Source organism: Anaerobacillus alkaliphilus (assembly GCF_004116265.1).
GTDB classification, from domain to species: domain Bacteria; phylum Bacillota; class Bacilli; order Bacillales; family Anaerobacillaceae; genus Anaerobacillus; species Anaerobacillus alkaliphilus.
Genome location: NZ_QOUX01000046.1, coordinates 461,471 through 487,772, shown reverse-complemented (window position 1 = coordinate 487,772; position 26,302 = coordinate 461,471). Strand labels below are relative to the sequence as shown.

Genomic DNA, 26,302 nt, shown 5'->3' with positions numbered 1-26,302 from the left:
CTATATAATCTCCACTTTAAAATTTTCATTCTGCTTTTCATACTCTAGGAATTCATTTTCTACTGGTTGTACAAATTCAATATTATAAGCTCTTGAAGCTAATTTTTTTCTTACTTCCATTTCAGAACTTGCTTCAACGTATATTGATTTAGTTTTTTCACGAACAGGTACTTCTGTCACTCTTTCTTGGAACAATACTTTATAAATCATTTGAACCTCTCCTTAAATCGTTAATTTATCTTTCATTATTATAAATGATACTGGATTTTTTTTCATGTTTTTCTTTTTGTTTCATGTCAATATATGAACAATATAGGTTAATTTCAATAAAACAATGATAATAAGCATCATACATGATTTTTCTTTAGATAACAAATTTAGCCAAGAAAATATGGCTGTAGTTAAGTTAGGTTTCCAAAAGACGGTTCTTTGGTAGAAGGTCACGACACCGTTTTAATAATTTTTCGCGCCACTTTTTAAACATGAAAATCCCCCTTTAACTCATACAGGTTTCTTAGAGTTAGTATGCGTTACAACGGAGAACTCATGAATGGAAATTAAATGATAAGCGTTTCTATTATCTGATATAGAAACAAACAAAAAAGAAGACAGACAGTAGAGTCTATCTCCTAAGACCTAAAGAAAAGCTTGTGGAACTGGTTTACTAAAAGGATCTTTTTCCTCTTCAATTCTGTCGTAAAACATAACACCATTTAAGTGATCAATTTCATGTTGAAAAACGATGGCCGGAAACCCTCTTAACCGTAATGATATGTCTTCTCCTTCGAGAGTAGTTGCCTGTACAGTTATTCTTGAGTATCGAGGTACGAGTCCGGGTACATCACGATCAACTGATAGACAGCCTTCACCGTTCTCTAGTTGTGTCAATTCAACTGAGTGACTAATGATCTTTGGATTAAATAAGGCATATTCATATAGATTATCATTTTGATCGGTTGTTAAAACCGCAATCATTCGTTTAGAAACGTTAATTTGTGGAGCGGCAATGCCTACACCAGGTCTTAATTTATACTTTTCAGCTATTTCGGGATTTTGACTGTTATGTAAGAACTCCATCATCTTTTGCAATATTTCTTTATCTTCTTGTGACGCTGGTAATGAGACCTCTTCGGCGATTTTACGTAATGTAGGATGTCCCTCTTTTATTACATCTTTCATTGTTATCATATTCTTTCAACCCCTTACTATCTCTAGAATGTGTACTATTATGTTTCATGATTATACTATACAATTATGGGTAAAGAAAGAAAGAAACGAGAAGTAGACCTCTCGTTTCCTAAAAAAATTGTTACATTATGCTACTATAACCAAGCAGCTCCCACAATAATTAATAAAATGAATAGAACAACAATTAACGCAAAGCCAGTTCCTCTTGGTGCAACAGGCGCTGCGTAAGCAGGTGCTGCATAGCCAAATCCGCATGGGTCAGTACAACCATATCCGTACATAGTTTATTTCCTCCCTCAAAAGTTAATTCACTTCTTGTTGTGATACAATATTATGCTATGCAAAAGGTAGGTACCTGTTTGGATATTCACCCATTTTTTTTGGATATTTCTTAGTTAAATAGATAAGGCATGGATAAACCAGTTAAAATGGCAAAAAATTGTACTAAAACATGTCCAAAGTAATATATATTAGATATAGAAAAGATAGTAAATGGTTGTCAATTAGTCATTATTAGTATAGTGTGTAAGAAACACCCTAAATGGAAAAGTTTTGTTAATAAGGGGGCATTTTTGTGATTAAGAGAAAAAATACTGGTGTAACCTTACTATTAATTTTAATATTTTTAATTAGTGGTTGTACTAAAGTAAATCCTGCAGAAGATATTTATCACCATTTAGAAAAAGCAGTAAGTTTAGAAGCTGCCTTTGAAGAACAACAAGAGCCACTCTCCAAAGCTGAAAATGAAGAATACGAACTATATGATGAGATACTTACTCTAGCTAATCTAGAAGAAATTCAAACGTTAGCCAATCAGGCTGAGCAAATAGCTCTGTCGAGAAAGGAAATGATTGAGAAAGAAAAAGCAAGTATTGAAGAGGCTTATAGTGAATTTACACAAGTACATCCAATTATTGAAACCATTGAAAACGAAGAATTAAGTAGATCAGCAACTGAATTAGTAACAGTTATGGAAAAACGATATAAGACCTATACTGAACTATACAATGAATATAGAAATGCAATTGATCTAGATATTGAATTGTATCAATTGGTTCAAAAAGAAGATTTAACGATTGATGAATTAGAAGCACAACATGATAAGGTTAATTCATCATATGAAGCAGTTAATAAGCTTAAGGATCAATTTAATACTTATACGATAAAGTACAACGAACTAAAAAGAAGCTTTTATGAGCTAGCTGAGTTAGAGGTAGTTTACCAATAAATGAAAAGAGGAAATTCTACAAGATGTTTCTTTGTAGAATTTCCTCTTTTTTATTTTAATTTCTAATTCATTCATTTACTGGTAAATATAACAGATAACCTGTGTATTAAGACTGAAAAAATGTTAGTATATAGGGATTTCTTGAAAAATCTAATACAGTAAAGAAAGTATTGCTGAAACAGTTGGTAGAGAAAAATTACCCAGTAAAGCAAAAGTTCTATAAAAAAACCTTATATAATCAAGATTAAACCGTTGACAATTATTTTTTAATTAATGTAAACTAAGCACAGATAAAAAGTGTTGTACCATTACTTTTATAAAATTATTAATACAGTTATTGAAGTGCATAGATATTTTCGGAGTTTTTCTAAGGAAATAACTGAAATATTTTCCTAAAGTGCTGTTGTATTGAAGTGAAATATGGGCAACCTAAACTAGAGTAAATCCGTAATTATAATTTCTTTTGATAGGAAAGGAAGAGGTGAACGTTTGATGATGAAGAGTAAAACTTTAGAGCAAGTTGAAAGTCAGTTTGAAACCTTTCAAATCTTAAATGAAGAGGGAGAGGTAGTTAATGAAGCGGCTATGCCGAAGTTAAGTGATGAACAATTACAAGAACTAATGAAACGTATGGTCTATACAAGAATTTGGGATCAACGAGCTATTTCATTAAATCGTCAAGGTAGATTAGGGTTCTACGCTCCTGTTGCTGGTCAAGAAGCATCGATGCTAGGTTCTCATTACGCATTACAAAAAGATGACTGGATTTTACCAGGTTACCGCGATATTCCACAAATTGTATTCCATGGAGTAACGTTAGAGCAGGCGTTCTTATGGTCACGTGGACATTTCCAAGGCGGACAAATGCCTGAAGGCGTTAACGTTTTAATGCCACAAATCATTATTGGTGCACAAATCATTCAAGCAGCAGGTGTAGCGGTAGGATTAAAACGCAAGAACACTGGTACTGTAGCTATTACTTATACTGGTGACGGTGGAGCATCTCAAGGAGATTTCTATGAAGGATTAAACTTCGCAGGTGCATTTGGAGCTCCAGCGATCTTTGTTGTACAAAACAACCGTTTTGCTATCTCTACTCCAGTTGAAAAACAATCAGCTGCTAAGACAATTGCACAAAAAGCTGTAGCCGCTGGTATTCACGGTGTTCAAGTTGATGGAATGGATGTGTTAGCTGTTTATGCTGCTACTCATGAAGCACGTGAACGTGGACTTCGAGGGGATGGACCTACACTCATTGAAACGTTAACGTACCGTTATGGTCCACATACGATGGCTGGTGACGATCCAACTCGATATCGTACAGCTGATCTAGATGATGAATGGGAAAAGAAAGATCCACTTGTACGTTTCCGTAAGTTCTTAGAGAAGAAAAACTTATGGTCAGAAGCGCAAGAAAACGAAGTGGTAGAGCAAGCGAAAGAAGATATTAAAGTAGCTATTAAGAAGGCCGATGGTGCACCTAAGCAAAAAGTGACTGATTTAATTGGCTTTATGTATGAAACACTTCCAAATAACTTGCAAGAACAAATGGAAGAATATAAAGCAAAGGAGACGAAATAAACTATGGCACAAATGACAATGATCCAAGCAATTACCGATGCCATGCGAGTGGAAATGAAGAAAGATGAAAGCATTCTGCTTTTCGGAGAAGACGTAGGGAAGAACGGCGGGGTTTTCCGTGCGACTGAAGGCCTACAAGCCGAATTTGGTGAAGAGCGTGTGTTTGACACTCCTTTAGCGGAATCGGGAATTGGTGGTTTAGCAATTGGCTTAGGTTTAACTGGCTTTAGACCAATTATGGAGATCCAATTCTTCGGATTCGTATTTGAAGTTTTTGACTCAGTTGCGGCTCAAATGGCTCGTATGCGTTATCGATCAGGTGGGAAATATCATTCACCGGTAACAATTCGCTCTCCTTTTGGTGGTGGAGTAAAAACCCCCGAGTTGCATGCTGACAGTTTAGAAGGGTTAATGGCGCAAACGCCTGGTGTAAAAGTAGTAATTCCGGCAACGCCTTATGATGCAAAAGGTTTATTAATTTCGGCGATTCGTGACAACGACCCTGTTATCTTTTTAGAGCACATGAAGCTTTATCGTTCATTCCGTGGTGAAGTTCCTGAGGGAGAATACACAATTGAATTAGGAAAAGCGGACGTGAAACGTGAAGGTAAAGATATTTCCATTATTACTTATGGAGCAATGGTTCACTCATCACTAAAAGCTGCCGAAGAATTAGCAAAAGAAGGAATCGATGCGGAGGTTATTGATCTTCGTACAATTAGCCCACTTGACATTGATACGATTATTGCATCTGTAGAAAAAACAAATCGTGCAATTGTTGTTCAAGAAGCTCAAATCCAAGCTGGTATTGCTGCAAATGTTGTAGCTGAGATCACTGAAAGAGCAATCCTTAGTTTAGAGGCTCCTGTACTTCGTGTTGCGGCTCCTGATACGGTCTTCCCTTTTGCTTCTGCTGAAGATGTATGGTTACCTGGTTATAAAGAGATTGTCGAAAAAGCTAAGAAGGTAATTAATTTCTAATAAAGAGAAAAAAGGAGCTAATGCTTCTTTTTCAGTCTGAACAATATAGTTAATTTTTTCATAAATGAAAGAGGATAGGGAGGCGTTTTTTGTGGCGTTTGAATTTAAACTTCCTGATATCGGTGAGGGTATTCATGAAGGTGAGATTGTCAAATGGTTTGTAAAACCAGGAGACGAAGTTAAGGAAGACGATATTTTACTTGAGGTTCAAAATGATAAAGCAGTTGTAGAAATTCCTTCTCCAGTAGAGGGCAAAATCTTAGAATTAAAAGTCTCTGAAGGAACTGTTGCTGTCGTAGGAGATGTACTTGTTACAATAGATTATGACGGTGAGATCCCAGCATCAGCTCACGGACATCACGAGGAGGAAGAAGCGGCGGCTCCGGCTCCAGAAGCGAAAGAAGAAGTTGTAGCTGAAGCCCCACAAGGCGAAGTAGATGAATCTAGAAGAATTATTGCGATGCCTTCTGTACGAAAGTACGCTAGAGAAAAAGGTATTGATATTAGAAAAGTTCTTGGTTCAGGCGAAAATGGTCGTATCTTAAAAGGCGATATTGATAACTTTGGGACTGCACCAAAAGCAGAAGCTGTCGATGCAACTTCTACTCCTGTAGCTGAAGCGCAAACTGCTCCACAGGGACGTTCGGCTGCAGAGAAAAAAGCAGTGAAACCATATGAAGCAGTTCATGGTGAGCTAGAAACTCGCGAGAAGATGAGTGGTATCCGTAGAGCCATTTCAAATGCGATGGTAAATTCTAAGCACACGGCTCCACACGTAACATTAATGGATGAAGTGGATGTAACTGAATTAGTGTTACACCGTAAAAAGTTCAAGGATGTTGCAGCACAAAAAGGGATTAAGTTAACATATTTACCTTATGTAGTGAAGGCCCTAACATCTGCTCTAAGAGAATACCCAACATTAAATGCTTCAATTGATGATGTAAATGAAGAAGTAGTTTATAAGCACTACTTTAATATAGGTATTGCAGCTGACACAGAGAAAGGTTTACTTGTTCCTGTGGTAAAAGATGCAGACCGCAAATCAATCTTTAAAATCTCAGCTGAAATCAATGAACTAGCAACAAGTGCTCGTGAAGGTAAATTATCGCCTGATAAAATGAAGGGTGGTTCTTGTACAATTACAAACATCGGTTCAGCTGGAGGGCAATGGTTCACGCCTGTAATTAATCATCCAGAAGTTGCTATTCTTGGAATTGGACGGATTGCAGAAAAACCTGTAGTATTAAATGGTGAAATTGTCGTTGCACCTGTGCTTGCGCTGTCATTAAGTTTTGATCACAGACTAATTGATGGGGCAACTGCACAAAATGCGTTGAATCATATTAAACGCTTACTGAACGATCCACAATTACTAGTCATGGAGGCGTAGAAAATGGTAGTAGGAGATTTTGCGGTAGAGGTAGACACACTTATTATTGGAGCGGGTCCTGGGGGATATGTTGCAGCTATTCGTGCAGCTCAGTTAGGGCAAAAGGTAACGATTGTCGAGAAAGAAAACCTAGGTGGAGTTTGTTTAAATGTTGGATGTATTCCATCAAAGGCTTTAATTTCAGCAGGTCACAAGTATCATGATGCAACAAATTCTGAAGATATCGGAATTACTGTAGGTAATGTTTCTTTAGACTTCTCAAAAGTGCAAAAGTGGAAAGCGTCTGTCGTTAATAAATTAACGGGTGGCGTTGAAGCGTTATTAAAAGGAAACAAGGTTGACATTGTTAAAGGTGAAGCGTACTTTGTTGATGAGAGTACAGTTCGTATTATGGATGATAAGTCTTCTCAAACTTACAAGTTCAACAATTGTATTATTGCTACAGGGTCAAGACCTATTGAACTGCCGGCATTTAAATGGACTGAGCGTGTTATTTCTTCTACTGGAGCACTAGCTTTGAAAGAAGTTCCTAAGAAAATGGTTGTTATTGGTGGCGGCTATATCGGTGTAGAACTTGGTTCTGCTTACTCAAATCTGGGTACACATGTAACAATCTTAGAAGGCGGAGCTCAAGTACTTCCTGGTTTCGAAAAACAAATGAGTCAGTTAGTAACAAAGCGTCTAAAGAAAAATGGTGCTGAAATTTTCACAAAAGCTTTAGCTCAAGGTGTTGAAGAAACAGCTGACGGTGTAAAAGTTACAGCAGAAATTAATGGTGAAACACAGACGTTTGAGGCTGATTATGTATTAGTTACTGTAGGTCGTCGTCCAAATACTGAGGATCTAGGTTTAGAACAAGTAGGTATTGAAATGACAGACCGTGGCTTAGTAAAAGTTGATAAGCAATGCAAAACTAATATCAAAGGTATATTTGCCATTGGTGATATTGTTGAAGGTCCAGCACTTGCTCATAAAGCATCATATGAGGGCAAAGTCGCTGCTGAGGTAATTTCAGGGCATCCGGCTGAAGTGGATTACTTGGCAATCCCAGCGGTTGTCTTCTCAGGTCCAGAGCTTGCCTCTGTGGGTCTAACAGAAGCTGAAGCTAAAGATGCTGGTTATGATGTTATCGTATCTAAATTCCCATTTGCAGCTAATGGTCGTGCATTATCATTAGATGAAACTGATGGATTTATGAAAATGGTAACTAGAAAAGAAGATGGCTTAGTACTTGGTGTTCAAATTGCTGGGACTAACGCATCTGATATGATTTCAGAAGCTTGTGTGGCGATTGAAGCAGGAATGACTGCTGAAGATATCGCTATGACAATCCATGCGCATCCATCACTAGGTGAAATTACGATGGAAACTGCTGAAGTTGCTATTGGTATGCCTATTCATATCGTTAAATAAAATAAAAAGAGACTGAACTTAATCAGTCTCTTTTTTATTTTAGGCTCTTCTCGTAAACATTGTGGCTTTTTTATCCTAAATTAATTGAAAAAATACCCTAGATGAAGATATCAGCCAATAAATTATGTAAGAAAAGAGCAGTACTTACAAAATTTGCGGCAAAATCTTAGTAATTTGTGTAAAAATCCGGTTTTTGGGATTTTTACGAAAGCAACAAACTTTGCGAAAACAGCCTTATTTTATTAATGCTTCTTCTAGCGCTTCTAAGATGTCACTTTTATTTAAACTTCCTTCTACACGAATGGTTATGTAGTTATTATGTATAACTAATAATGTTGGATACTCTTGAATTTCATAGTGCCTGACTAAATCTCTGTCAGAAGAATGAATGATGTTAAATGAACGTATTTTTTCAGGATATCTTCGTTTAACGTCTAACAGTGCATCGTAATAATTTCCTTCTGCATGAAGAAAAAGGTCATCTGAAAAGAGCAAAGTAATATTCTCATCTTTTTTTTGTAAAAAAGGGTAGTTTGTCATAACTTCTTCATTTTGAGAACAGCTCGACAATAATAGGAAGAAAGGGATTAAAGAAATAGCTAATTTTATTCTTAACACAACGCCATTCACTTCCTTTTCCCATAGGTAATAGTTCACATTCAAGTTTAGTTTACCATGGAAAACAGTGATTTTTCTGTTCGTAATGAAACTGTTACATAATTGAAAAATTACAATCTCTTAAATTCCTCTGTTAATCATATTGAACTTTTTCTGCAAATATATATGCTGGGTAATTCTTATTGTTTTCTGAAAACACTCGTTCTTCTTCAGTTGCTTTTTGTAACTGGGATAAACAGTCAAGGATGCCAAGTAGTTCATAAAATAAGGTTTCTTTTTGACCGTAATTTGAGTTAGATTGAATTTCTTTTTTTAATAAATGAAAGATATCTTCCTTATATTCTGACAGTTGTTGATCATTTTTAATTGTACTTTCTGTACAGTATTGAGTAATTAATTGTGCTGACGACATAAGTAGTTTCTTTTCAGCGGAAGATAATCCAGCATTTAAGTTAACATAGCTCAGGTTTCCAACATGAGAGATTAATTTCTGCAATTTAGTTAGTTTTCTTTGTAAAAATTGAAAGGATCTATCTTCAAGTTCATCGCGCTTTCGATATTGCCATTCGTCTTCTTGGTATTGGCACAATTGAAAAGCTTTCTCTAAATCTTGATGTAGCTTTCTAAAACTACTATTGACGTTAGCGCTTGTTGACTTTGAGATAGCTGAAATCAATTCTTCTGAATGCAAGGCGGTATTTTCAAAGAGTTCATTTACCTTACTTACGAGCAGCGGTCCAAATCTTGGAGGTAATACAGCAAAGTTTACTAATGTTGAAATAATAATTCCTAATGAAGTACCTGAAAGTCTAAACAGAAATTCTGTAATAATTCCTTCGTTGGCGCCAGGAATCATTGCAACTGCAGTAAGGGTGGCAACTAATGTACCGTTATCTAGTTTAAGATGGTGACATAAAAGAATAGTGAGCATGCTAACAAGAGCAAAGGTTAGTGCACCTTGACCAAGGATTAAATCAAAGAGTAAAGCAAACCCAGCACCTACTGCTGCAGCAGGTAATCGGATAATGCCCCTTTTTAATGAGTCTGCTGCGGTAGGTTCAGTTGTAACAATGGCAGTGATTACAGCAAAAATTACAGGTAAACCAAGTTTCGAGCAAATTAATGCAGTTATAAAAACTGCAATACCAGTTTTGATAATTCTACGACCGACAAACTTAAATGGATTCATTTTAATTCACCTTTTGATCTCTAGTAGTAATAGTATTTGTAGGTTTTGGTAAAATATACAATTTTAATTTTTATACTCACGGTTATGTATGGTTATGTTAATATCTATAAAATATAATAGAAGAAGTATTAGAAAAGGCTAAATATCGGGGTGAAAGATGAAAAAGTTAAAAAATGCATATTTACTACTTTCTATGGTGTTCATACTATCTGCTTGCGTTACGGAAACTAACCAGAATCAAGAAGGTGAGAAAACAAGTGAAGTTGTTCAACCTGAGATAGAAATCATAATTGAAGAAGTGACAGTTGATGAAATCGAAGTAAATGAAACAGGAGCCAATGACGTTATTGAAGCTAGTGCCCGATATATATTAGAAAGTGACCACACTGTTAAACCCTTGAAAGAGTCCGAGAGTGACCGGGTGGTACTACTAACAATTGATGATGCGCCAAATCGTTATTCTGTAGAAATGGCAAAATTATTACATGAAAAGAATATTAATGCGATCTTTTTTGTTAATGGCCATTTCATTCAAAGTGAAGAAGGGAAAGCTAAATTAAAAAACATCCATGATTTAGGTTTTGAAATTGGAAATCATACAATGACCCATCCGAATTTAAGAAAGTTGTCAGATGAACAACAGCGCCAAGAAATTATTGAACTCAATGATCTAATTGAGGATATAACAGGCACAAGACCTCGTTTTTTTCGAGCCCCATTTGGTGTAAATACAGATACCTCAAAACAAGTGGTCAAAGAAGAGTCGATGCAATGGATGAACTGGACCTATGGGTATGATTTCGAAAAGGATTATATGGAAAAAGATGCTTTAGCAGAAATAATGGTTAATACAAACTTATTAAGACCAGGAGCAAACCTACTAATGCACGATCATTTATGGACACTAGAAGCTTTACCACTAATTATTAGAGGTTTACAGGAAAAGGGATATGATTTTGTTAACCCCAAGGAAATAAAGTAATACACCAACTACACTAACTTTGGTTGGTGTATTTTTTTTGGTTGAGCTTTTAGGAAAGCACCAGACCGTTTATGTTTAGGTTTGTAATCAAATGGCCAAAATAGTGACTAGCATTGTTTAAAAGGGTGAAATAGATGAAGTGGCTTCTAATACTCCTAAGCAGTTTCTTAATCATGTCTGCTTGTGGGGCACGACAACATTTAGAACAACAAGAAACAAAAGCTACAAAGGAAAATTATTATGGTTATCAGCTAGAAAAAAAAGATGAATTAAAAAGAATAAGTTTAGCTACGATTGGTGAAGAAAGAGTTATTAATGTGCCTGATTTTGTAAAATCTCTTAATGGTGAATATCAGTATGACCCCATTCACCGTACTTTAAAAATAGAGATTGGCGAGGACATCTATAAGTTCATTTATGGAGTACCTGTGATAGAAAAGAATGGAGTTTACTTACCTATAAATAATATTGAGTTATTTGTTGTTGAGGAGAATATCTACTTACCATTAAACTTCTTGAGAATAGTTTTGGGTCTTGATATTAGGTACGGTAGTGAAGGTGATGTTTTTTATGAGTGGGACGAGTCAGCTTTAGTAACTAATTCTTCCTATTTTAATTTAATTGAGGAGGAGGAATGGACTGTAAACTCAATGATAGACTATTTAGGATTTTTAACAAAACCAATCGAAGGAGCAAAGGTCAGTACAATTCCGAATCATCTTCCTGGGGCAAAGCGGGCATACCGAAATGGCTACCATGAAGGTATTGATTGGTACGCGTATGCTTCAGGACAACATATATCTACTACAACACCGGTATATGCTATGGCTGAAGGGGTTATTGTTCGAGCTGACCATGACTATCAGGAATATGTATCTCAAGAAAATAGAAATCAAGATTTACACTTAACAGTGAAGCTAGGAGAAACCCCTGAATATATTTTTGATCGTTTGCGCGGAAGGCAAGTTTGGGTTCAATATGATAAAGGCGTCATGAATCGTTTTGCTCATCTTGACTCGATTCCCGAAGATATTAAAGTGGGTGACGTTGTTAATAGTTCAACAGTAATTGGATATGTTGGTAATTCAGGTACAAGTGGTGCTGTTAAGAAAGATGGGACTCAGCTACACTTGCACCAAGATATTCTAATTTATGGAGAACTTTTTTGGAAGCCATTTTCGCTAGAAGAAGTAAAAATAATCCTACAATCTGTATTTGGTGAATAGTTCTTTATGAAACAAGGGTCAGAAATTAATTCTAGCAATCAGACATAAATTGACAGCATTCGCAATCCTTCTATGCTATTCTTGTTAGGCTATATATTGTAAGAATTACAAGATTAGGCTACTAATTTTAGTGAACTCAAAGCATCGAGCGCCTTGCGCTTTACTCATTTGGAGGGATATAGGTGAATAAATCTGACAAACTTGATGAATTGCGACTTGAGGTTGGGATGATTGCAGATCGTGTATCTACGTGTAATGATTTCTATATTGGAATTATCAATACAATGGGCAATCTTCTTCCGCATCAATTTGGCGTGGCTATTTATAATTGCAGTAACGGGTATTTTAGTCATTTTATTGGGTATGGAAATCTCTCAGAACCAAAGGTAGTAAAATATGGGGATGGGATGTTTAGTATATGTAGTATCAGGGGTGAGGTAACGATACATAAAAGTCAAGGTAAAACCTTGGCCTATGCTCCATTTTACGATGGACACCATTTGAAGGGTATTTTATTAGCTGAATGTCAAGATGCTAGATACGATGTTACAGAAGAGGATATAATATTTCTTGAAGAAATATCTAAGTTTATTGGTGAAAAAGGAAGACACTACCTTAGTTTTTAATTGATAATAATAGTATCTAAATGAGAATTAAGTTTTATTGATTTTATAAATACTTCAATTTAAAACCTAAGTTTCATAAGGTTTTAATAGGACAATCCAACTCGAATTAATTTTATCCTTAAATGATTTTCTGGTTGACTATTATAATTATTTTAGTTATAATAAAATTCAGAAAACTTAAAAAGGAGGCCTTGTAGATGAACTTATTTGAAAGACTTTATGATGAGCAAGAAGATGTAAAGGTACAATTTATTGGCTTTACTACTGAAAATGCCCGGTATGATTTTGGAATCGTTTATACAAATATGTTCTTTGGAAAGCCTCTAGTAGTCTGTATGCAAACCGGTCGTTCAACGTTAATATGTGCTGAAGAAGCGGAAAATTGGGAACATGTTAAGAAGGTTTTTCAAATTAAATGTGACAACGAAGCTAAGGACCTTGCTATATTTTTCACCAGCAAGTTACCAACAATGAGCTTTGAAAATCAATATTAAATTCTATGATAAAAAGAGTGCAGATCCAAAGATTTGGCTCTTTTTTTGTGTTTACTTTTTATAAATGTGTTATACAATTTATCCTTGACAGAACAATTGTGTCATATTATTATTAGTATAACGATATTAAAACGCTTACAAAAACTTTGAAGGGGTGGACTGAATGGGTGTTATCGTTTGTCAAAATTGTGGGAAAGTAATTGAACATTTTGAAGCTGAGAAGGTTTCGACACTGTATGGAACTTGCTGCGAAAACTGTAAAAATAAACAATCTAAAAAATAAATTAAGTTAGCTATAAATTAAAAGGTAGACAATAATTATTGTCTACCTTCTTTGTTATAAGTGCTACCAAGGAACCCAACACTTTGTACTTGATTAGTATGTCACAATTGCCTGACCTAACTAATTGCTTTTCTTTCTTTAATTACTCGAATAGATGTAAATGTTTCATCTTCAGGACCTTGAACAGGAAGGCCTACATCGATATTTTCTTGAATGTACGTAATATTTTCTTCAGTAATGATTTCTCCAGGTATAAAAATAGGAATACCTGGTGGGTACACCATAACGAACTCAGCAATAATACGCCCTGCTGATTCTTTAAATGGAATGACCTCGGTTTCCGCGTAAAAAGCATCGCGTGGAGAAAGAGCTAAAGTTGGAATGTCAGGTACATGCACTAATATTTCATTTCGCTTTGCGCGTTCTGACTTGGCCATAAACTTATTTGAGAGTTTCTTTAACGCCTCAATTAAAAGCCCGGTAGTTTCTATGTTATCGCCAATAGAGACAATACAAAGGATGTTGTATAGGTCAGAGAGCTCGACTTCAATATTATAATTTTCTCGTAACCAGACCTCAACTTCATATCCGGTAATGCCTAAGTCTTTTACAGAAATAATCATTTTAGTTGGGTCAAAATCATAGGTTGCCTTTGATCCTAATATCTCAGGACCGACACAGTAAATACCTTCAATTTCATTGATATGATCTCTTGTCTCATTAGCTAACTTAATTGTTCGATCAATTAAATCATAACCCTTCGTAGCTAACTGTTTCCTTGCTACGTCAAGAGAGGCAAGAAGTAAATAAGAAGTTGAAGTTGTCGTTAACATACTGATGATAGACTGAACTCTTTTGGGTGAGACCAAGTTCCCTCTTACATTCAATACGGAGCTTTGTGTCATTGAACCGCCCAGTTTATGTACGCTTGTGGCAGCCATGTCTGCACCTGCCTGCATCGCAGACATTGGTAGTTCATCATGAAAATGAATATGAACTCCATGAGCTTCATCTACAAGTACTGGAATATCATAACTGTGTGCAATTTCAACAATTCTTTGTAGGTTAGCAGAAATACCAAAATACGTAGGATTAATCACTAGTAATCCTTTTGCATCCGGATGTGAACTTAAAGCTTTTTCAACTGCCTCTATCGTTATGCCATGAGAAATTCCTAGGTTAGGGTCTATTACTGGGTGAATAAAAATAGGTGTTGCTCCAGAAAAAATAATTGCAGACATAATTGATTTATGAACATTTCTTGGAACGATGATTTTGTCGCCAGGTCCACAAACGCTCATAATCATTGTCATGATTGCGCCACTAGTACCTTGAACTGAAAAGAACGTATGATCAGCACCGAAAGCTTCTGCCGCTAACTGTTGGGCCTCCTTTATCATCCCATGAGGATGATGAAGATCATCTAAAGGACCAATATTGATTAAATCAATTGATAAAGCATTATCTCCTATAAAGCTACGAAACTCTGGGTCCATTCCTGTTCCTTTTTTATGACCAGGGATATGAAATTGTACTGGATTTTTCTTTGCATGTTCAAGTAATCCAGTGAATAACGGTGTTTTTTGTTGAGACATAATAGTTAATTCACCTCATAAGTTAAAAGTATATTTGAAACGGATATTACCCGATACAAAATTTTATAATAATTAATTACCAAAGGCTCTTTTCGTAAACTTTGTGGCGATTACAACAAAATGTATCGTTTATAATTGAGTATTTTGTTGATTAATCAGTTTAGAGGTTAGAAAAGATGCCCGCCAAACTTTGTTCAATGACTAAGCTGCTTATCTGAAAAACAACAACCTTTACGAAATAGCTTTATCAAAACAAAATGAGTATATCAAATTCGAATAAAAATTCAAAGTAAAAAATATCTAGTATATCCTCTTAAAAGGAGTTTTCTTCATTTGTATGGAAATTATTAATAGAAAGTTTGTATACTTATACGAATAGGGGGAAATAAATTGGAAACTAGAGTAACCAAATTGTTAAAAATAAAGTACCCAATTATTCAAGGTGGACTTGCATACTTAGCGTATTCTGACCTTGCTGCAGCTGTTAGTAATGCAGGGGGGCTAGGTCAAATAACAGCTATGTCATTAAAAACACCTGAGGACCTTAAATTAGAAATTCGAAAAGTAAAAGAAAAAACTAATAAGCCTTTTGGGGTCAATTTTGCGATTGGACAACACGGTAGACCATTTGAACATTTGCTAGAAGTAGCTTTGGAAGAACAGGTACAGGTAATATCAATGACCGGAGGAAATCCAGCTCCTATTTTTGACCGATTAAAAGGGGTAGATGTAAAGAAACTAGTCTTAGTGGCAGCGAGAAGACAAGCAGAGAAAGCAGAAGAACTTGGGGCAGATGCTGTCATGGTTGTTGGACAAGAAGGTGGGGGTCATCTTGGTAGACACGATGTTAGCACACTTGTTTTGATTCCTCAAGTGGTTGATGCAGTCTCAATCCCTGTGATAGCTTCAGGTGGGATTGGTGATGGTAGAGGTCTAATGGCTGCTCTAGCTTTAGGTGCAGAAGGTGTGGAAATGGGTACACGCTTTGTAGCGACGCAAGAATGCATTCATGCGCATGATTTGTATAAAAATATGTTAGTTGATTTAACAGAAAGTGATACGGTTGTTATAAAGCGTAGTATAGGTGCCCCAGCCCGCGCCTTAAAAAATTGTTGGACAGAGCAAATTCTGTCTTTGGAAAAGCAGGGAGCTACCTTTGAACTATTAAAACCGTATATTAGTGGAGAAGCAAATAAAAAATATATTTATGAAGGATGTCCTGAAGAAGGTTTCGGTTGGGCTGGACAAGTCGTTGGGTTAATTCATGATATCCCAACAGTCTCTGAGTTGTTTGAAAGAATGTTGAGCCAAGCAAGCACCATCCAAACCAAATGGAACAATTTTTATTAAAGGCTCTTTTCGTATACATTGTGGCTTTTCTATCCTAAAATTATCGAAAAAATACCCTAGATGAAGATATCAGCCAATAAATTATGTGAGAAAAGAGCATTCCTTACTAAATTAGTGGTGAATTCATAGTAATTTGTGTAAAAAGCCGGCTTTTGGGATTTTTACGAAAGCAACAAACTTTGCGAAAACAGCCTTATTAAATTATTAAATAACCGAATGCAAGGAGACAAATTATGGATATAAACATTCCAATATCTCTTGACTGGACAAAAGAAGAGGTAATTGATGTAGTTCAGTTTTTTCAAGGAATAGAAGAAGCTTACGGAAAAGGCATTGATAAAGCTCGGATGCTAGATTTGTACAAACGTTTCAAAGTAATCGTTCCAAGTAAAAGTGAAGAAAAACAGCTTTTTAGAGAATTTGATGAACAGTCCAATTACATTTGTTACAACGTAGTAAAAGAAGCCTTAAATAAAGAATCTGCTAAAACGAAAATAAAGCTCGGGCGCTAGACCGAGCTTTATTTTCATTTTTCAATAAGTTAGAAAGAAGCTTTATACAGCGGCATTAATGTTTCCATAGTGCTTCTCGCTAATTGAAGGAATTGATCACCACTCTTTAGAATTGGATCATCTGAGGCTATATGACGGCCGACTAAGAATTCTGCTTTTTTTACATCACGGAAACGAACCAGCATATTTTCAAATTCTTGTTTATCCAATTCCTTTACTTGAAAGGCATCTTTCTTCATATGATCTAAAGATATGACAAAATCCTTTGGGATGACTTCGTAAACTTCATCAAGATTATTTAAGAAGTTTTGGGCTATGCTAGTTTTATTTGGAGCTTCATAGATAAGGGCAAACCAGATAAATACGTGGTCATCGAATAAGCCAACTTGAAAATGAGGGTGTTTTTTGTACCCTCTTTTATCATGACAAATGGCTAGCCAAGTATCCTTGGGTGGGTTTACTGTTCTACGTGCGTGTTTTGCAATATGTAAATACATTTCATTTCCACTTACTGCGGACAAATCACCACTTAGAACTTCACCAATTTCCTTAAATTTAGGCTGGATTCTACCTTGAATAGCTCCCATGCGTTCTTCTAAGCCTTCAAGTGAAAAGGTATCAAAATCTTCTTGTTTAAATCCAGTAAACATGATAATCAATTCCTCTCAGAAATTATTTAAAACTATTTTACCATAACTATAAAGAATGTCATAAATTAACGCTGGATGAGTAAAGGGTTAATTATTTAGTTTAGTCATTGGTTTTAGGTGGTACTAAGTAGTTGAAGGGGGAACTTCTTAAAATACTCAAATGGTAGAATATCTTCTAAATATTTTTCTGAAAGAGACGTTTTAGTGGAAACATTCTAGGGTCCTTATACATATGCTATAATAAGCAAAGTTAATAAAATCAGAATATTCGGTAAAATCTTGTCTCCTCAAGTCTTGTATGAAAATCTTAAGTAGGTCAATAGATACTATACAAAAAAGGAGTGTAGGTTACCATGGAACAAGTTGTTCAAACGTTTAAGAGGACTGATGGCGAAAAAAGAATCGCTGTTTTACGCTTGGAGATTGATTATGAGTTGGCGACACTACACGATGCTTTAGTTGCTCGAGACTACAAAAAAATTGCTGAATGTAAAAAAAAGCTCGAGAAATTCCGTTTAGAGTTGATCCGATTAGAAGTTTAACAGAAAAATGTAATAGTAAAAAGAATGATACTAATTAGGTTATTTAGGCTAATGTATCATTCTTTTTTTGATGTAACGGTTTATCATAGATGATCGGTTTTCTTTATAAACGCCCTTTGTTTATGTCATAATAGAGAAACAATAGATGACAAAGGAGACGAAAAAAATGAGCAACAACGATTGGGATTTCATTGCGAATAAGGCAGAAAATATAGTTAGAGAAGCTGCTCAGTTAATTAAACATTCACTTCAAACAGAGCTCATCGTAGAATATAAATCCAACCCCAATGATTTAGTGACAGAGATGGACCGGAAAATTGAAGCCTTTTTCTGTGAACAAATTACAAATGAGTTTCCAAAGCACTATATCTTGGGTGAAGAAGGTACAGGTAAAGATTTAAATACACTTGATGGAACAGTATGGATAATAGATCCTATAGATGGAACTACAAACTTTGTTCATCAACAACGGCATTTTGCTATTTCTGTTGGAATTTATGAAGATGGAGTAGGGAAAGTAGGGATTATCTACGATGTTATGGCAGATGAACTGTATTTAGCACTCGAAAATAAAGGGGCCTACCTAAATGGTGTTCAATTGCCGATGCTTAAAGAGGCAAAAGTAAGTGAAGCCTTAATAGCGTTAAATTCAGGTTGGATTTTAAAAGATGAACGATTAAAGGATTTAGTAAGTAAATGTCGTGGAACTCGGGCTTACGGAGCTGCTGCAATTGAAATGGCTTCTGTAGCAGCTAATCGAATAGACGGTTATATTAGTTTAAACCTTTCGCCATGGGACTTTGCTGCTGGAGCTATATTAATTAAAGAAGTAGGTGCTGTGATTTCTACGATAGATGGCAAGGAACTAGATCTTTTAAACAATAGTTCTCTCTGTGTTGCTAAGAATGGTCTATATCAAGAATTACAAAATGATTTTTTAAATAAAAAGGGATGAAATCATCCCTTGATTGCGTTTCTATTTAGTTTGATTGAGAACGTAATTTCTTTCTTAAGGAAAACCCAAATCCACAACATATGGTAGCAGTTAAAATGGATAAGCTAAATACTAAGATACTTTGTAGGGAAATGGAAATGCCTACTCCAATTATGGCACAGGTTGTTAAAATAGATAATAATAAAAAGGTAATTTGGTCTTTTTTCAAGTTAATCCCTCCTAAGTTCTAGTGTACAAGTATTTCATCAAAAATCAAATTATTTTCTGTTTTGGCAGATAAGATTGTAAAAATAGTATTCCTTTTTAAAAATTGTGCTATAATAGAGCAGTTGTGAACAATTTCGGACAAATATTTTACCTTTAAGGAGAGACACATAGATGAAGCAACGAGAAAATATTCGAAACATCGCGATTATTGCCCACGTTGACCATGGTAAAACAACTCTAGTTGACCAGTTGTTACACCAGTCAGGAACGTTTCGAACAAATGAGCAAGTTCAAGAAAGAGCAATGGACTCAAATGATTTAGAAAAAGAAAGAGGAATTACAATCTTAGCTAAAAATACTGCTATTCAATACGGTGAAACACGTATTAACATCCTAGATACTCCTGGACACGCAGATTTTGGTGGAGAAGTTGAACGTATCATGAAGATGGTAGACGGTGTTTTACTCGTAGTTGACTCTTACGAGGGCTGTATGCCACAAACACGTTTTGTTCTTAAAAAGGCATTAGAACAGAATTTAAAACCGATTGTAGTTGTAAACAAAATTGACAAGCCGTCAGCTAGACCATTAGAAGTAGTCGATGAGGTTGTTGATTTGTTAATTGATTTAGGAGCAGATGAAGAGCAATTAGAATTCCCTGTCGTATTTGCATCGGCAATTAATGGAACTGCAAGCACTGATTCTGATCCAGCTAAGCAACAAGAAAATATGAATGATCTATTTTCAGCTATCCTCGAACATATCCCAGCACCAATAGATAATAGTGAGGAAGCACTTCAGTTTCAAGTAACAATGTTGGATTACAACGACTATTTAGGAAGAGTTGGGATTGGTCGTGTTTTCCGTGGTAGTATTAAAGTAGGACAACCTGTAGCTTTAATGAAGCTTGATGGATCTGTGAAACAGTACAGAGTAACAAAACTATTTGGTTTCCTCGGGTTAAAGCGAGTAGAAATTGAAGAAGCGGTATCAGGAGATATTATTGCTGTTTCTGGTATGGAAGAAATTAATGTCGGTGAAACAGTTTGTCCAATTGATGCTCAAGAGCCACTACCAATTTTGCGTATTGATGAACCAACACTACAGATGACATTCTCGGTAAATAATAGCCCATTTGCTGGACGAGAGGGTAAGTACGTAACAAGTAGGAAAATTGAAGAACGTCTACGTGCTCAATTACAGACTGATGTTAGTTTACGTGTAGATGATACTGATTCTCCTGAGGCTTGGGTTGTTTCAGGTCGTGGTGAGTTACATTTATCTATCTTAATTGAGAATATGAGACGTGAAGGTTACGAAATACAGGTTTCAAAACCTGAAGTAATTGTAAAAGAAATTGACGGTGTTCGTTCTGAACCAGTTGAGCGTGTATTAATTGATGTTCCTGAAGAGTATACAGGTGCTATCATGGAATCGATTGGGGAACGTAAAGGTGAAATGCTAAATATGGTTAACAATGGTTCAGGTTCAGTTCGTTTAGAATTCCTTGTTCCTGCCCGTGGTCTTATTGGATATTCTACTGAATTCATGACACAAACAAGAGGGTATGGAATTATTAACCACACGTTTGAAAACTACCAACCAATGATTGAAGGTAGAGTAGGTGGTAGACGTCAAGGTGTTCTTGTTTCAATGGAGAATGGCAAAGCGTCTCAATATGGAATTATGCAAGTAGAAGATCGTGGTATTATTTTCGTTGATCCTGGTACTGAAGTTTACGAAGGAATGATTGTTGGTGAGCATACTAGGGAAAATGATATTACTGTAAACATAACAAAAGTTAAGCAAATGACAAATATGCGTTCTGCTAACAAAGATCAAACAGTTACAATGAAGAAGCCTAGAATTATGACTTTGGAGGAATCTCTTGAATATTTAAACGATGACGAGTTATGTGAGGTTACTCCTACTTCAATTCGTTTGAGAAAGAAAATTCTAGATAAAAACGAACGTGAGCGTATGGATAAGAAAAAGAAGACAGCTGCACAAAGCTAAGATATCTTTACTCTTAAGGAGGACTTAATTTGGGTACCCCTGAAGCAAATATTGTCACGCCAAAGTTTTCCGCATTAGCAGAGGCACTAGGTGCTGGAAATCCAGAACAATTTTTATTTGCCTTTTCAATTTTATATTTAGTTGTTGTGGCTTTAACTGTAGTTGTTTATAACTTAGGTTTTGCGCGAAAGCTTCCAATCCTAAAAACAGCTATCGTCTATATTGCGCTCTTATTTGGTTCAATCTTTACAACGCTGTTAGCATTAAGATTGCCGGTCGTTGAATCGTTATTAATTGCCACTTTTGTATTAGGTGCATATAAATATCGAATGTATAAAGAGAAGAAAGAAAATGCAGCCCAAAGCTAAAAGACGCTTCTAATAAAAAAAGCTGACAAATTCGAGAAACTCGAATAGTCAGCTTTTTTTATTGTATTAAATCTACCAATCGTCTTCAGTTTGAACAGGCTTGTTAATTCGAAATTTTCCAGTAGCCATTCTTGCGTTTGTACGCTCGGTTATACGATCATGGCATACTTGGCAGGTATACGTATGTATCGGTCTATTTCTTAATCGTTTTGCTAAAAATGACTCGTTTTCAATTGTTTCAATCTTATCACAGATAACACATTTAACTCTCAAATTTTCTTCACCTCATTACTAGTAGCGACACTAAATTTAACTTGTCTAACTTTCTAGTCTATACAAGCATTATAGATGAAATGTGTTGTATTGTGAAGCGGTAGAAGCCTGAAGTTTTTGAATTCCTCATGTTAATGGTTCTAATTAGTTTTAACATGAGGTAAAAAAAGGTATAGTATACTTGTAGTATATTGTACTTTTCAGTTAGAAGATAGAAGAAGTGAGCATGTAGACACACATAATATAAGGAGGTTTTTAATTTGGCAAATCAAGTAGAAACAGTTTTAACAGATGAGTTATTTGAATTACTTCAGAAAGAACGTTTTGTGACAATTGCAACAGTGGATCATGAATCTGGTGGACCTAATGTAAGTGCGATATCGTGGGTGTTTGCATCATCTAAAGAAGCGGTTCGTTTCGCTGTGGACAATAGATCAAGAATTATTACGAATATTCAAGGAAATTCAAAGGTTGTCTTAAATATCATTGGTAACGAGTCTACATACTCCATTAGTGGAGAGGCGAAAGTAAAAGTAGATAGACTCGAGGATGTTCCATTAAAGCTGGCTTTAATAGAAATTCACATTAATGAAGTTCGTGATGTTATGTTCTATGGTTCAAAAATATCTGTCGAGCCGAAGTATGAAAAGACGTATGATAAAGATGCTGCCGATAAACTAGATAATCAAGTTATGACAGCGATAAAAAAAGCTTAGTCTGTTGACTAAGCTTTTTTCTATCTTTGAAATTAATTACTATTATCTTTACGCTTCTCCTGTGCTCTTCTAGTGTTTCTATGCATTTCACTACCATCACCATTTGGTGTGCCTAATCCCCCAGTTTGATTTCCAATTGTTTCATTATCCATGTTACGCTTTCCTTGTTCTTCTTGGATATTTTCAAGTTCTTGATCTTGTCCTTCACTTAGCCTCTCCGTATTTGCATCTGTAGGTTCTGGCTCAGATTTCCGATGCTCAGGACCTGGAATTACGGGCATTAAACGACCCACGATACCTGCAAGTTCGTTCATAATACCCCCAACAGGATGCCCAGCATTAATTTCTTTTCGCATTTCTTTAAGGCGTGCATTGATATCTGGGTCTGCAGTTACGAAAGCATAGGCACCATGGGGATCAGAGCTTAATGCTTCGGCAACTTCATATTTTACAACCCCTACATCTGAACGATCTAAATCTGCTTTTACATCAATTCCAACTACTGCTAAATCACCTAATACTACTGCTGTTGCACTGTTAACTTCAGGTAGCCTTTCTGTAAGATGAACTAAATGTTCTGCAACTTCTTCGGCATTTTTAAATTCTTTCTCGCGTGGATCTCGAGCTTGTTCTGCAATTCCAAGTGGCTGTTGTGTACCTGCATTCTGGTCCTGAGCAATATTTTGTTGACAGCCAAACAATAGTAGAATTGTCACTGCGTATATACAAAATTGAATAGTTTTCATGAACAATCAACCCTTTCTTGTAAATATTTATAAATATTGTTCGTTTCTTCGTCTATCTTTATTCGGTTGTACATACATTTATAGTAAAATACCTTCCTCACCTAATTGTAAGATGAAAAAAAGAAGCCCTACTTTTAAAATGTTTTTACTAATTTTGGGGCCACGCTATCTCACTTTTTTTTTCCGTGCATAACTTAGTAATAAGACACATTCCCTATTACAATAGTCAAGGAGGCGTGACGTTGAATAAAATCTACGTCTTAGATACGAATGTATTACTACAAGATCCATTAGCAATATTTGCCTTTGAAGAAAATGAAGTAGTAATTCCTGCAATTGTTCTGGAAGAAGTTGACTCAAAGAAGCGCTATATGGATGAAATTGGCCGTAATGCAAGACAGGTTGCAAAAATTATGGACCAATTTCGTGAAAAAGGAAAGCTTCATGAGAAAGTTCCGCTAGAAAACGGTGGAGAATTAAGAGTGGAACTAAATCATCGTTCATTTGAAAAGATGAAGGATATGTTTGATGAGAAAAGTAATGATAATCGTATTATTGCAGTTGCTCTAAACTTACATTTAGAAGAAAAGCTAAAAGAGGATGGGAAACCTGTAATATTAGTCTCTAAGGATGCGCTAATGCGTGTTAAGGCAGATGCAATTGGTATCCAAGCTGAGGATTTTTTAAGCGATAGAGTAATTACTTCTGATCATATTTATTCAGGGTATCTTGAAGCGTTTGTAAGTCAGGATATTTTAAATAAATTTTATAAAGATCACAAAATTGGTGTAGAAGAATTAGGTAATTACAGAAAATACCCTAACCAATTTGTCATCCTTAAGGATGAATTAGGAAGTTCTGGTTCTGCTATTGGGAAAATTGATAAAGATTGTAGAACTGTAATTCCTTTAATTCGTGATTTGGATCATGTTTGGGGTATCAAACCTCGGAATGTACAGCAGAGGATGGCTTTTGATTTACTGTTAAGAGATGATTTACCTTTAGTAACATTAGTGGGTAAGGCTGGGACAGGAAAAACCTTGCTATCACTCGCAGCAGGGTTGTTACAAACAGAAGATCTTCATAAATATAAGAAACTCTTAGTTGCCAGGCCGGTGGTTCCTGTCGGTAAAGACCTAGGTTATTTACCTGGAGAAAAGGAAGAGAAACTTAGACCTTGGATGCAACCGATTTATGATAATTTGGAGTATTTATTCAATACAAAGAAACCAGGTGAATTAGATCAAATTTTAGCAGGGATGGCTTCCATTCAAGTTGAGGCTTTAACTTATATTCGTGGAAGAAGTATACCAGAACAATATATTATTATTGATGAGGCCCAAAACTTAACAAAACATGAAGTAAAAACAATCTTAACGCGCGTCGGTGAGGGAAGCAAAATTGTTTTAATGGGTGATCCACAACAGATTGACCATCCGTATTTAGATGAGTATAATAATGGTCTTACGTATGTAGTGGAAAAGTTCAAAGGGGAAAAAATAAGTGGACATGTAAAGTTAGAAAAAGGAGAACGATCTGGACTTGCACAGCTAGCAGCAGATATCCTTTGATTGTCTAGATTACATGAATATATAAAAAGTATAATCCTGTTTGGGATTATACTTTTTTATTATTACTTAGCTTACCTACTAAATTCTTCTATTTGACTTATCAAATCTTTCCTACTGGGCCATTCTAATAGGAGAGAAGGAGTTAAGGGAGTGTATATAGGAAAATGAGTGAATGTGTCTACGATGAAACATTACATAATATGTTAATAGAGGCAAGTAAATTTACAATAGATGGTGTGGTCGCAGATTATATCCCGGCATTAGGAGAGGCAAATCGTGATACTTTATCAATAGCAATATATCGTGGAAAAGAAGATTGTATTGGAGCCGGTTGCCTGGAAGAGAAATTCACGTTACAAAGTATTTCAAAGGTAATTACACTAGCCTTGGCACTTATGGATCATGGGGAAGAGTACGTCTTTTCAAAGGTTGGAATGGAACCTACAGGAGATCCGTTTAATTCAATTGCTAAATTAGAGTCACACATACCATCTAAACCATTGAATCCGATGATTAACGCTGGAGCACTTGCTGTATCAAATATGATAGTGGGTAATAGTAACGAAGAGAAGTTAGGTCGTATTCTAAGTCTTGTCCATGAGATGACTGGTAATCCAACGATCAGTTTTTGCCCTCGAGTAGCCCAATCAGAGTTGGAAACTGCATTTCTAAATCGTTCATTATGTTATTTTATGAAGCAACATGGAGTAGTAGAAGGGGATGTTGAAACACTGCTTGACCTATACACTAAGCAATGTGCAATTGAAGTGAATTGCCATGACCTTGCCAAGTTAGGTTATGTCATAGCTAATGATGGTATTAACCCCGTCACTAATCAGCAAGTCATTCCACTCCATATAACTAGGATCCTAAAAACTTTTATGGTTACTTGTGGTATGTACAATTCATCAGGGGAATTTGCGATCCGGGTTGGCATACCTGCAAAAAGTGGGGTTTCAGGAGCTATTATGGGTTCAATTCCTCATGGTATGGGGATCGGTATATATGGACCTGCTTTAGACGATCGGGGAAATAGTGTTGCTGGTATGAAACTATTAGAGAGCCTTTCTAGTAGGTTCAATCTAAGTATTTTCTAATTGATAATTCAACAATATTTACATGATATATTGTTTATCCCTATAAATAACTCTAATATATTGCAATTTTTGATTATAAAAGCTATCATAGTGTCATAAGGACAGTGAAACGACTCGTACGGGAGGGAATTAATATGTCTGAGGAAGTACTTAATGGACATTCTGAAAAAGCGTACGCCCTTCTAAAAGCGGATGCAGATAAGATTTTAAAGCTCATTGAAGTTCAAATGGTGAATTTAACAATGCCTCAATGCCCTCTTTACGAAGAGGTTTTAGATACACAGATGTTTGGTTTGTCTAGAGAAATTGACTTTGCAATTCGTCTTGATTTAATAGAACATGAAGTAGGCAAGCAATTGTTATCTGAACTTGAACGTAAATTAGCAGGGCTTCATGAAGCATCGATGAAAAAACCTTAAATGTAAAAAAGATGATTCTAATAGATAACCGTTACTTATATAATGTAATTATTGTTACATGTAGCTAACGTTTATCCTTAGCG

30 protein-coding genes are annotated in these 26,302 nt (G+C 35.7%); 20 read left to right on the top strand and 10 right to left on the bottom strand.

Annotated features, from left to right (window positions below):
* From DS745_RS17585 to DS745_RS17575, 3 genes are all read right to left on the bottom strand, one after another.
* Nucleotides 1-210: a DNA-dependent RNA polymerase subunit epsilon gene (locus tag DS745_RS17585; RefSeq protein WP_129079531.1), complete on the bottom strand. Its 210-nt coding sequence runs from the start codon at nt 208-210 to the stop codon at nt 1-3.
* Nucleotides 211-636: 426 nt separating this feature from the next.
* Entirely contained in the window at nt 637-1,188 is a 552-nt protein-coding gene (gene def, locus DS745_RS17580; RefSeq protein ID WP_129079530.1) for a peptide deformylase, read from the bottom strand.
* A 134-nt stretch (nt 1,189-1,322) separates the two neighbouring features.
* Nucleotides 1,323-1,469, bottom strand: coding sequence for a YjcZ family sporulation protein (locus DS745_RS17575; protein ID WP_129079529.1), 147 nt, complete (start codon nt 1,467-1,469; stop codon nt 1,323-1,325).
* A gap of 293 nt (nt 1,470-1,762) precedes the next feature.
* On the opposite strand from DS745_RS17575, the gene DS745_RS17570 reads away from it, so the two are divergent.
* The 5 genes from DS745_RS17570 (at nt 1,763) to lpdA (ending at nt 7,784) form a co-directional block, all read left to right on the top strand.
* Nucleotides 1,763-2,416, top strand: coding sequence for a YkyA family protein (locus DS745_RS17570; RefSeq protein WP_161568300.1), 654 nt, complete (start codon nt 1,763-1,765; stop codon nt 2,414-2,416).
* A gap of 495 nt (nt 2,417-2,911) precedes the next feature.
* Nucleotides 2,912-3,997: a pyruvate dehydrogenase (acetyl-transferring) E1 component subunit alpha gene (gene pdhA, locus DS745_RS17565; protein ID WP_129080078.1), complete on the top strand. Its 1,086-nt coding sequence runs from the start codon at nt 2,912-2,914 to the stop codon at nt 3,995-3,997.
* Between the two features lie 3 nt (nt 3,998-4,000).
* On the top strand, nt 4,001-4,978 hold the full coding sequence (locus DS745_RS17560; RefSeq protein ID WP_129079527.1) for an alpha-ketoacid dehydrogenase subunit beta: 978 nt from the start codon (nt 4,001-4,003) through the stop codon (nt 4,976-4,978).
* A gap of 91 nt (nt 4,979-5,069) precedes the next feature.
* Nucleotides 5,070-6,371, top strand: a complete 1,302-nt coding sequence (locus DS745_RS17555; RefSeq protein ID WP_129079526.1) for a dihydrolipoamide acetyltransferase family protein — start codon at nt 5,070-5,072, stop codon at nt 6,369-6,371.
* A 3-nt stretch (nt 6,372-6,374) separates the two neighbouring features.
* Complete coding sequence (gene lpdA, locus DS745_RS17550; protein WP_129079525.1) at nt 6,375-7,784, top strand: dihydrolipoyl dehydrogenase; 1,410 nt, start codon at nt 6,375-6,377, stop codon at nt 7,782-7,784.
* Nucleotides 7,785-8,018: 234 nt separating this feature from the next.
* Here the strand turns inward: lpdA and DS745_RS17545 are convergent, their stop codons facing one another.
* Nucleotides 8,019-8,402, bottom strand: coding sequence for a hypothetical protein (locus tag DS745_RS17545; protein ID WP_129079524.1), 384 nt, complete (start codon nt 8,400-8,402; stop codon nt 8,019-8,021).
* Nucleotides 8,403-8,535: 133 nt separating this feature from the next.
* On the bottom strand, nt 8,536-9,591 hold the full coding sequence (locus DS745_RS17540) for an FUSC family protein (protein ID WP_129079523.1): 1,056 nt from the start codon (nt 9,589-9,591) through the stop codon (nt 8,536-8,538).
* A 157-nt stretch (nt 9,592-9,748) separates the two neighbouring features.
* Between DS745_RS17540 and DS745_RS17535 the strand changes: the two genes are divergently transcribed.
* From DS745_RS17535 to DS745_RS17515, 5 genes are all read left to right on the top strand, one after another.
* On the top strand, nt 9,749-10,573 hold the full coding sequence (locus DS745_RS17535; RefSeq protein ID WP_129079522.1) for a polysaccharide deacetylase family protein: 825 nt from the start codon (nt 9,749-9,751) through the stop codon (nt 10,571-10,573).
* Nucleotides 10,574-10,707: 134 nt separating this feature from the next.
* Nucleotides 10,708-11,799, top strand: a complete 1,092-nt coding sequence (locus DS745_RS17530) for a M23 family metallopeptidase (RefSeq protein ID WP_129079521.1) — start codon at nt 10,708-10,710, stop codon at nt 11,797-11,799.
* Between the two features lie 182 nt (nt 11,800-11,981).
* Nucleotides 11,982-12,425 (top strand): hypothetical protein, encoded by a 444-nt coding sequence (locus DS745_RS17525; RefSeq protein WP_129079520.1) that lies wholly within the window; start codon nt 11,982-11,984, stop codon nt 12,423-12,425.
* Nucleotides 12,426-12,622: 197 nt separating this feature from the next.
* Nucleotides 12,623-12,919, top strand: a complete 297-nt coding sequence (locus DS745_RS17520) for a DUF3055 domain-containing protein (protein ID WP_129079519.1) — start codon at nt 12,623-12,625, stop codon at nt 12,917-12,919.
* 163 nt (nt 12,920-13,082) lie between these two features.
* Nucleotides 13,083-13,202 (top strand): GapA-binding peptide SR1P, encoded by a 120-nt coding sequence (locus tag DS745_RS17515; protein ID WP_129079518.1) that lies wholly within the window; start codon nt 13,083-13,085, stop codon nt 13,200-13,202.
* 116 nt (nt 13,203-13,318) lie between these two features.
* Here DS745_RS17515 and DS745_RS17510 read toward each other — a convergent pair whose 3' ends face one another.
* Nucleotides 13,319-14,797, bottom strand: coding sequence for an aminotransferase class I/II-fold pyridoxal phosphate-dependent enzyme (locus DS745_RS17510; RefSeq protein ID WP_129079517.1), 1,479 nt, complete (start codon nt 14,795-14,797; stop codon nt 13,319-13,321).
* A 390-nt stretch (nt 14,798-15,187) separates the two neighbouring features.
* Between DS745_RS17510 and DS745_RS17505 the strand changes: the two genes are divergently transcribed.
* Nucleotides 15,188-16,147: an NAD(P)H-dependent flavin oxidoreductase gene (locus DS745_RS17505; RefSeq protein WP_129079516.1), complete on the top strand. Its 960-nt coding sequence runs from the start codon at nt 15,188-15,190 to the stop codon at nt 16,145-16,147.
* Between the two features lie 233 nt (nt 16,148-16,380).
* Nucleotides 16,381-16,659 (top strand): UPF0223 family protein, encoded by a 279-nt coding sequence (locus tag DS745_RS17500; RefSeq protein ID WP_129079515.1) that lies wholly within the window; start codon nt 16,381-16,383, stop codon nt 16,657-16,659.
* A 29-nt stretch (nt 16,660-16,688) separates the two neighbouring features.
* On the opposite strand, the gene DS745_RS17495 is transcribed toward DS745_RS17500, so the two are convergent.
* Nucleotides 16,689-17,312 carry a YktB family protein gene (locus DS745_RS17495; RefSeq protein WP_129080077.1) on the bottom strand — a complete coding sequence of 208 codons (624 nt, stop codon included), beginning with the start codon at nt 17,310-17,312 and terminating at the stop codon, nt 16,689-16,691.
* Between the two features lie 350 nt (nt 17,313-17,662).
* Here DS745_RS17495 and DS745_RS17490 point away from each other — a divergent pair, with 350 nt between their 5' ends.
* On the top strand, nt 17,663-17,851 hold the full coding sequence (locus DS745_RS17490) for a hypothetical protein (protein ID WP_129079514.1): 189 nt from the start codon (nt 17,663-17,665) through the stop codon (nt 17,849-17,851).
* A 166-nt stretch (nt 17,852-18,017) separates the two neighbouring features.
* Entirely contained in the window at nt 18,018-18,806 is a 789-nt protein-coding gene (locus tag DS745_RS17485; protein WP_129079513.1) for an inositol monophosphatase family protein, read from the top strand.
* A 25-nt stretch (nt 18,807-18,831) separates the two neighbouring features.
* Here the strand turns inward: DS745_RS17485 and DS745_RS17480 are convergent, their stop codons facing one another.
* Complete coding sequence (locus DS745_RS17480) at nt 18,832-19,014, bottom strand: DUF5325 family protein (protein ID WP_129079512.1); 183 nt, start codon at nt 19,012-19,014, stop codon at nt 18,832-18,834.
* A 170-nt stretch (nt 19,015-19,184) separates the two neighbouring features.
* On the opposite strand from DS745_RS17480, the gene typA reads away from it, so the two are divergent.
* Entirely contained in the window at nt 19,185-21,029 is a 1,845-nt protein-coding gene (gene typA / locus DS745_RS17475; protein ID WP_129079511.1) for a translational GTPase TypA, read from the top strand.
* A 29-nt stretch (nt 21,030-21,058) separates the two neighbouring features.
* Nucleotides 21,059-21,397 (top strand): YlaH-like family protein, encoded by a 339-nt coding sequence (locus tag DS745_RS17470; RefSeq protein WP_241657854.1) that lies wholly within the window; start codon nt 21,059-21,061, stop codon nt 21,395-21,397.
* Nucleotides 21,398-21,469: 72 nt separating this feature from the next.
* Here the strand turns inward: DS745_RS17470 and DS745_RS17465 are convergent, their stop codons facing one another.
* Entirely contained in the window at nt 21,470-21,670 is a 201-nt protein-coding gene (locus DS745_RS17465) for a YlaI family protein (protein ID WP_129079510.1), read from the bottom strand.
* A 260-nt stretch (nt 21,671-21,930) separates the two neighbouring features.
* Between DS745_RS17465 and DS745_RS17460 the strand changes: the two genes are divergently transcribed.
* Complete coding sequence (locus DS745_RS17460; RefSeq protein WP_129079509.1) at nt 21,931-22,386, top strand: pyridoxamine 5'-phosphate oxidase family protein; 456 nt, start codon at nt 21,931-21,933, stop codon at nt 22,384-22,386.
* 32 nt (nt 22,387-22,418) lie between these two features.
* Here the strand turns inward: DS745_RS17460 and DS745_RS17455 are convergent, their stop codons facing one another.
* Complete coding sequence (locus DS745_RS17455) at nt 22,419-23,132, bottom strand: YhcN/YlaJ family sporulation lipoprotein (RefSeq protein WP_129079508.1); 714 nt, start codon at nt 23,130-23,132, stop codon at nt 22,419-22,421.
* Between the two features lie 242 nt (nt 23,133-23,374).
* Here DS745_RS17455 and DS745_RS17450 point away from each other — a divergent pair, with 242 nt between their 5' ends.
* The 3 genes from DS745_RS17450 to DS745_RS17440 all read left to right on the top strand — a co-directional run bounded on the left by DS745_RS17450 (nt 23,375) and on the right by DS745_RS17440 (nt 26,219).
* Nucleotides 23,375-24,703, top strand: coding sequence for a PhoH family protein (locus DS745_RS17450; protein WP_129079507.1), 1,329 nt, complete (start codon nt 23,375-23,377; stop codon nt 24,701-24,703).
* A 164-nt stretch (nt 24,704-24,867) separates the two neighbouring features.
* Nucleotides 24,868-25,800, top strand: coding sequence for a glutaminase A (glsA, locus tag DS745_RS17445; protein WP_421721827.1), 933 nt, complete (start codon nt 24,868-24,870; stop codon nt 25,798-25,800).
* A gap of 134 nt (nt 25,801-25,934) precedes the next feature.
* Entirely contained in the window at nt 25,935-26,219 is a 285-nt protein-coding gene (locus tag DS745_RS17440) for an Fpa/YlaN family protein (RefSeq protein ID WP_129079506.1), read from the top strand.
* Nucleotides 26,220-26,302 lie beyond the last annotated feature (83 nt).

What these genes read in the sequence shown, in the direction of transcription:
- DS745_RS17585 (WP_129079531.1), bottom strand. Translation starts at nt 210, where the DNA reads ATGATTTATAAAGTATTGTTCCAAGAAAGAGTGACAGAAGTACCTGTT.
- def (WP_129079530.1), bottom strand. Translation starts at nt 1,188, where the DNA reads ATGATAACAATGAAAGATGTAATAAAAGAGGGACATCCTACATTACGT.
- DS745_RS17575 (WP_129079529.1), bottom strand. Translation starts at nt 1,469, where the DNA reads ATGTACGGATATGGTTGTACTGACCCATGCGGATTTGGCTATGCAGCA.
- pdhA (WP_129080078.1), top strand. Translation starts at nt 2,912, where the DNA reads ATGAAGAGTAAAACTTTAGAGCAAGTTGAAAGTCAGTTTGAAACCTTT.
- DS745_RS17560 (WP_129079527.1), top strand. Translation starts at nt 4,001, where the DNA reads ATGGCACAAATGACAATGATCCAAGCAATTACCGATGCCATGCGAGTG.
- lpdA (WP_129079525.1), top strand. Translation starts at nt 6,375, where the DNA reads ATGGTAGTAGGAGATTTTGCGGTAGAGGTAGACACACTTATTATTGGA.
- DS745_RS17540 (WP_129079523.1), bottom strand. Translation starts at nt 9,591, where the DNA reads ATGAATCCATTTAAGTTTGTCGGTCGTAGAATTATCAAAACTGGTATT.
- DS745_RS17535 (WP_129079522.1), top strand. Translation starts at nt 9,749, where the DNA reads ATGAAAAAGTTAAAAAATGCATATTTACTACTTTCTATGGTGTTCATA.
- DS745_RS17530 (WP_129079521.1), top strand. Translation starts at nt 10,708, where the DNA reads ATGAAGTGGCTTCTAATACTCCTAAGCAGTTTCTTAATCATGTCTGCT.
- DS745_RS17520 (WP_129079519.1), top strand. Translation starts at nt 12,623, where the DNA reads ATGAACTTATTTGAAAGACTTTATGATGAGCAAGAAGATGTAAAGGTA.
- DS745_RS17515 (WP_129079518.1), top strand. Translation starts at nt 13,083, where the DNA reads ATGGGTGTTATCGTTTGTCAAAATTGTGGGAAAGTAATTGAACATTTT.
- DS745_RS17510 (WP_129079517.1), bottom strand. Translation starts at nt 14,797, where the DNA reads ATGTCTCAACAAAAAACACCGTTATTCACTGGATTACTTGAACATGCA.
- DS745_RS17500 (WP_129079515.1), top strand. Translation starts at nt 16,381, where the DNA reads ATGGATATAAACATTCCAATATCTCTTGACTGGACAAAAGAAGAGGTA.
- DS745_RS17490 (WP_129079514.1), top strand. Translation starts at nt 17,663, where the DNA reads ATGGAACAAGTTGTTCAAACGTTTAAGAGGACTGATGGCGAAAAAAGA.
- DS745_RS17485 (WP_129079513.1), top strand. Translation starts at nt 18,018, where the DNA reads ATGAGCAACAACGATTGGGATTTCATTGCGAATAAGGCAGAAAATATA.
- typA (WP_129079511.1), top strand. Translation starts at nt 19,185, where the DNA reads ATGAAGCAACGAGAAAATATTCGAAACATCGCGATTATTGCCCACGTT.
- DS745_RS17455 (WP_129079508.1), bottom strand. Translation starts at nt 23,132, where the DNA reads ATGAAAACTATTCAATTTTGTATATACGCAGTGACAATTCTACTATTG.
- glsA (WP_421721827.1), top strand. Translation starts at nt 24,868, where the DNA reads ATGAGTGAATGTGTCTACGATGAAACATTACATAATATGTTAATAGAG.
- DS745_RS17440 (WP_129079506.1), top strand. Translation starts at nt 25,935, where the DNA reads ATGTCTGAGGAAGTACTTAATGGACATTCTGAAAAAGCGTACGCCCTT.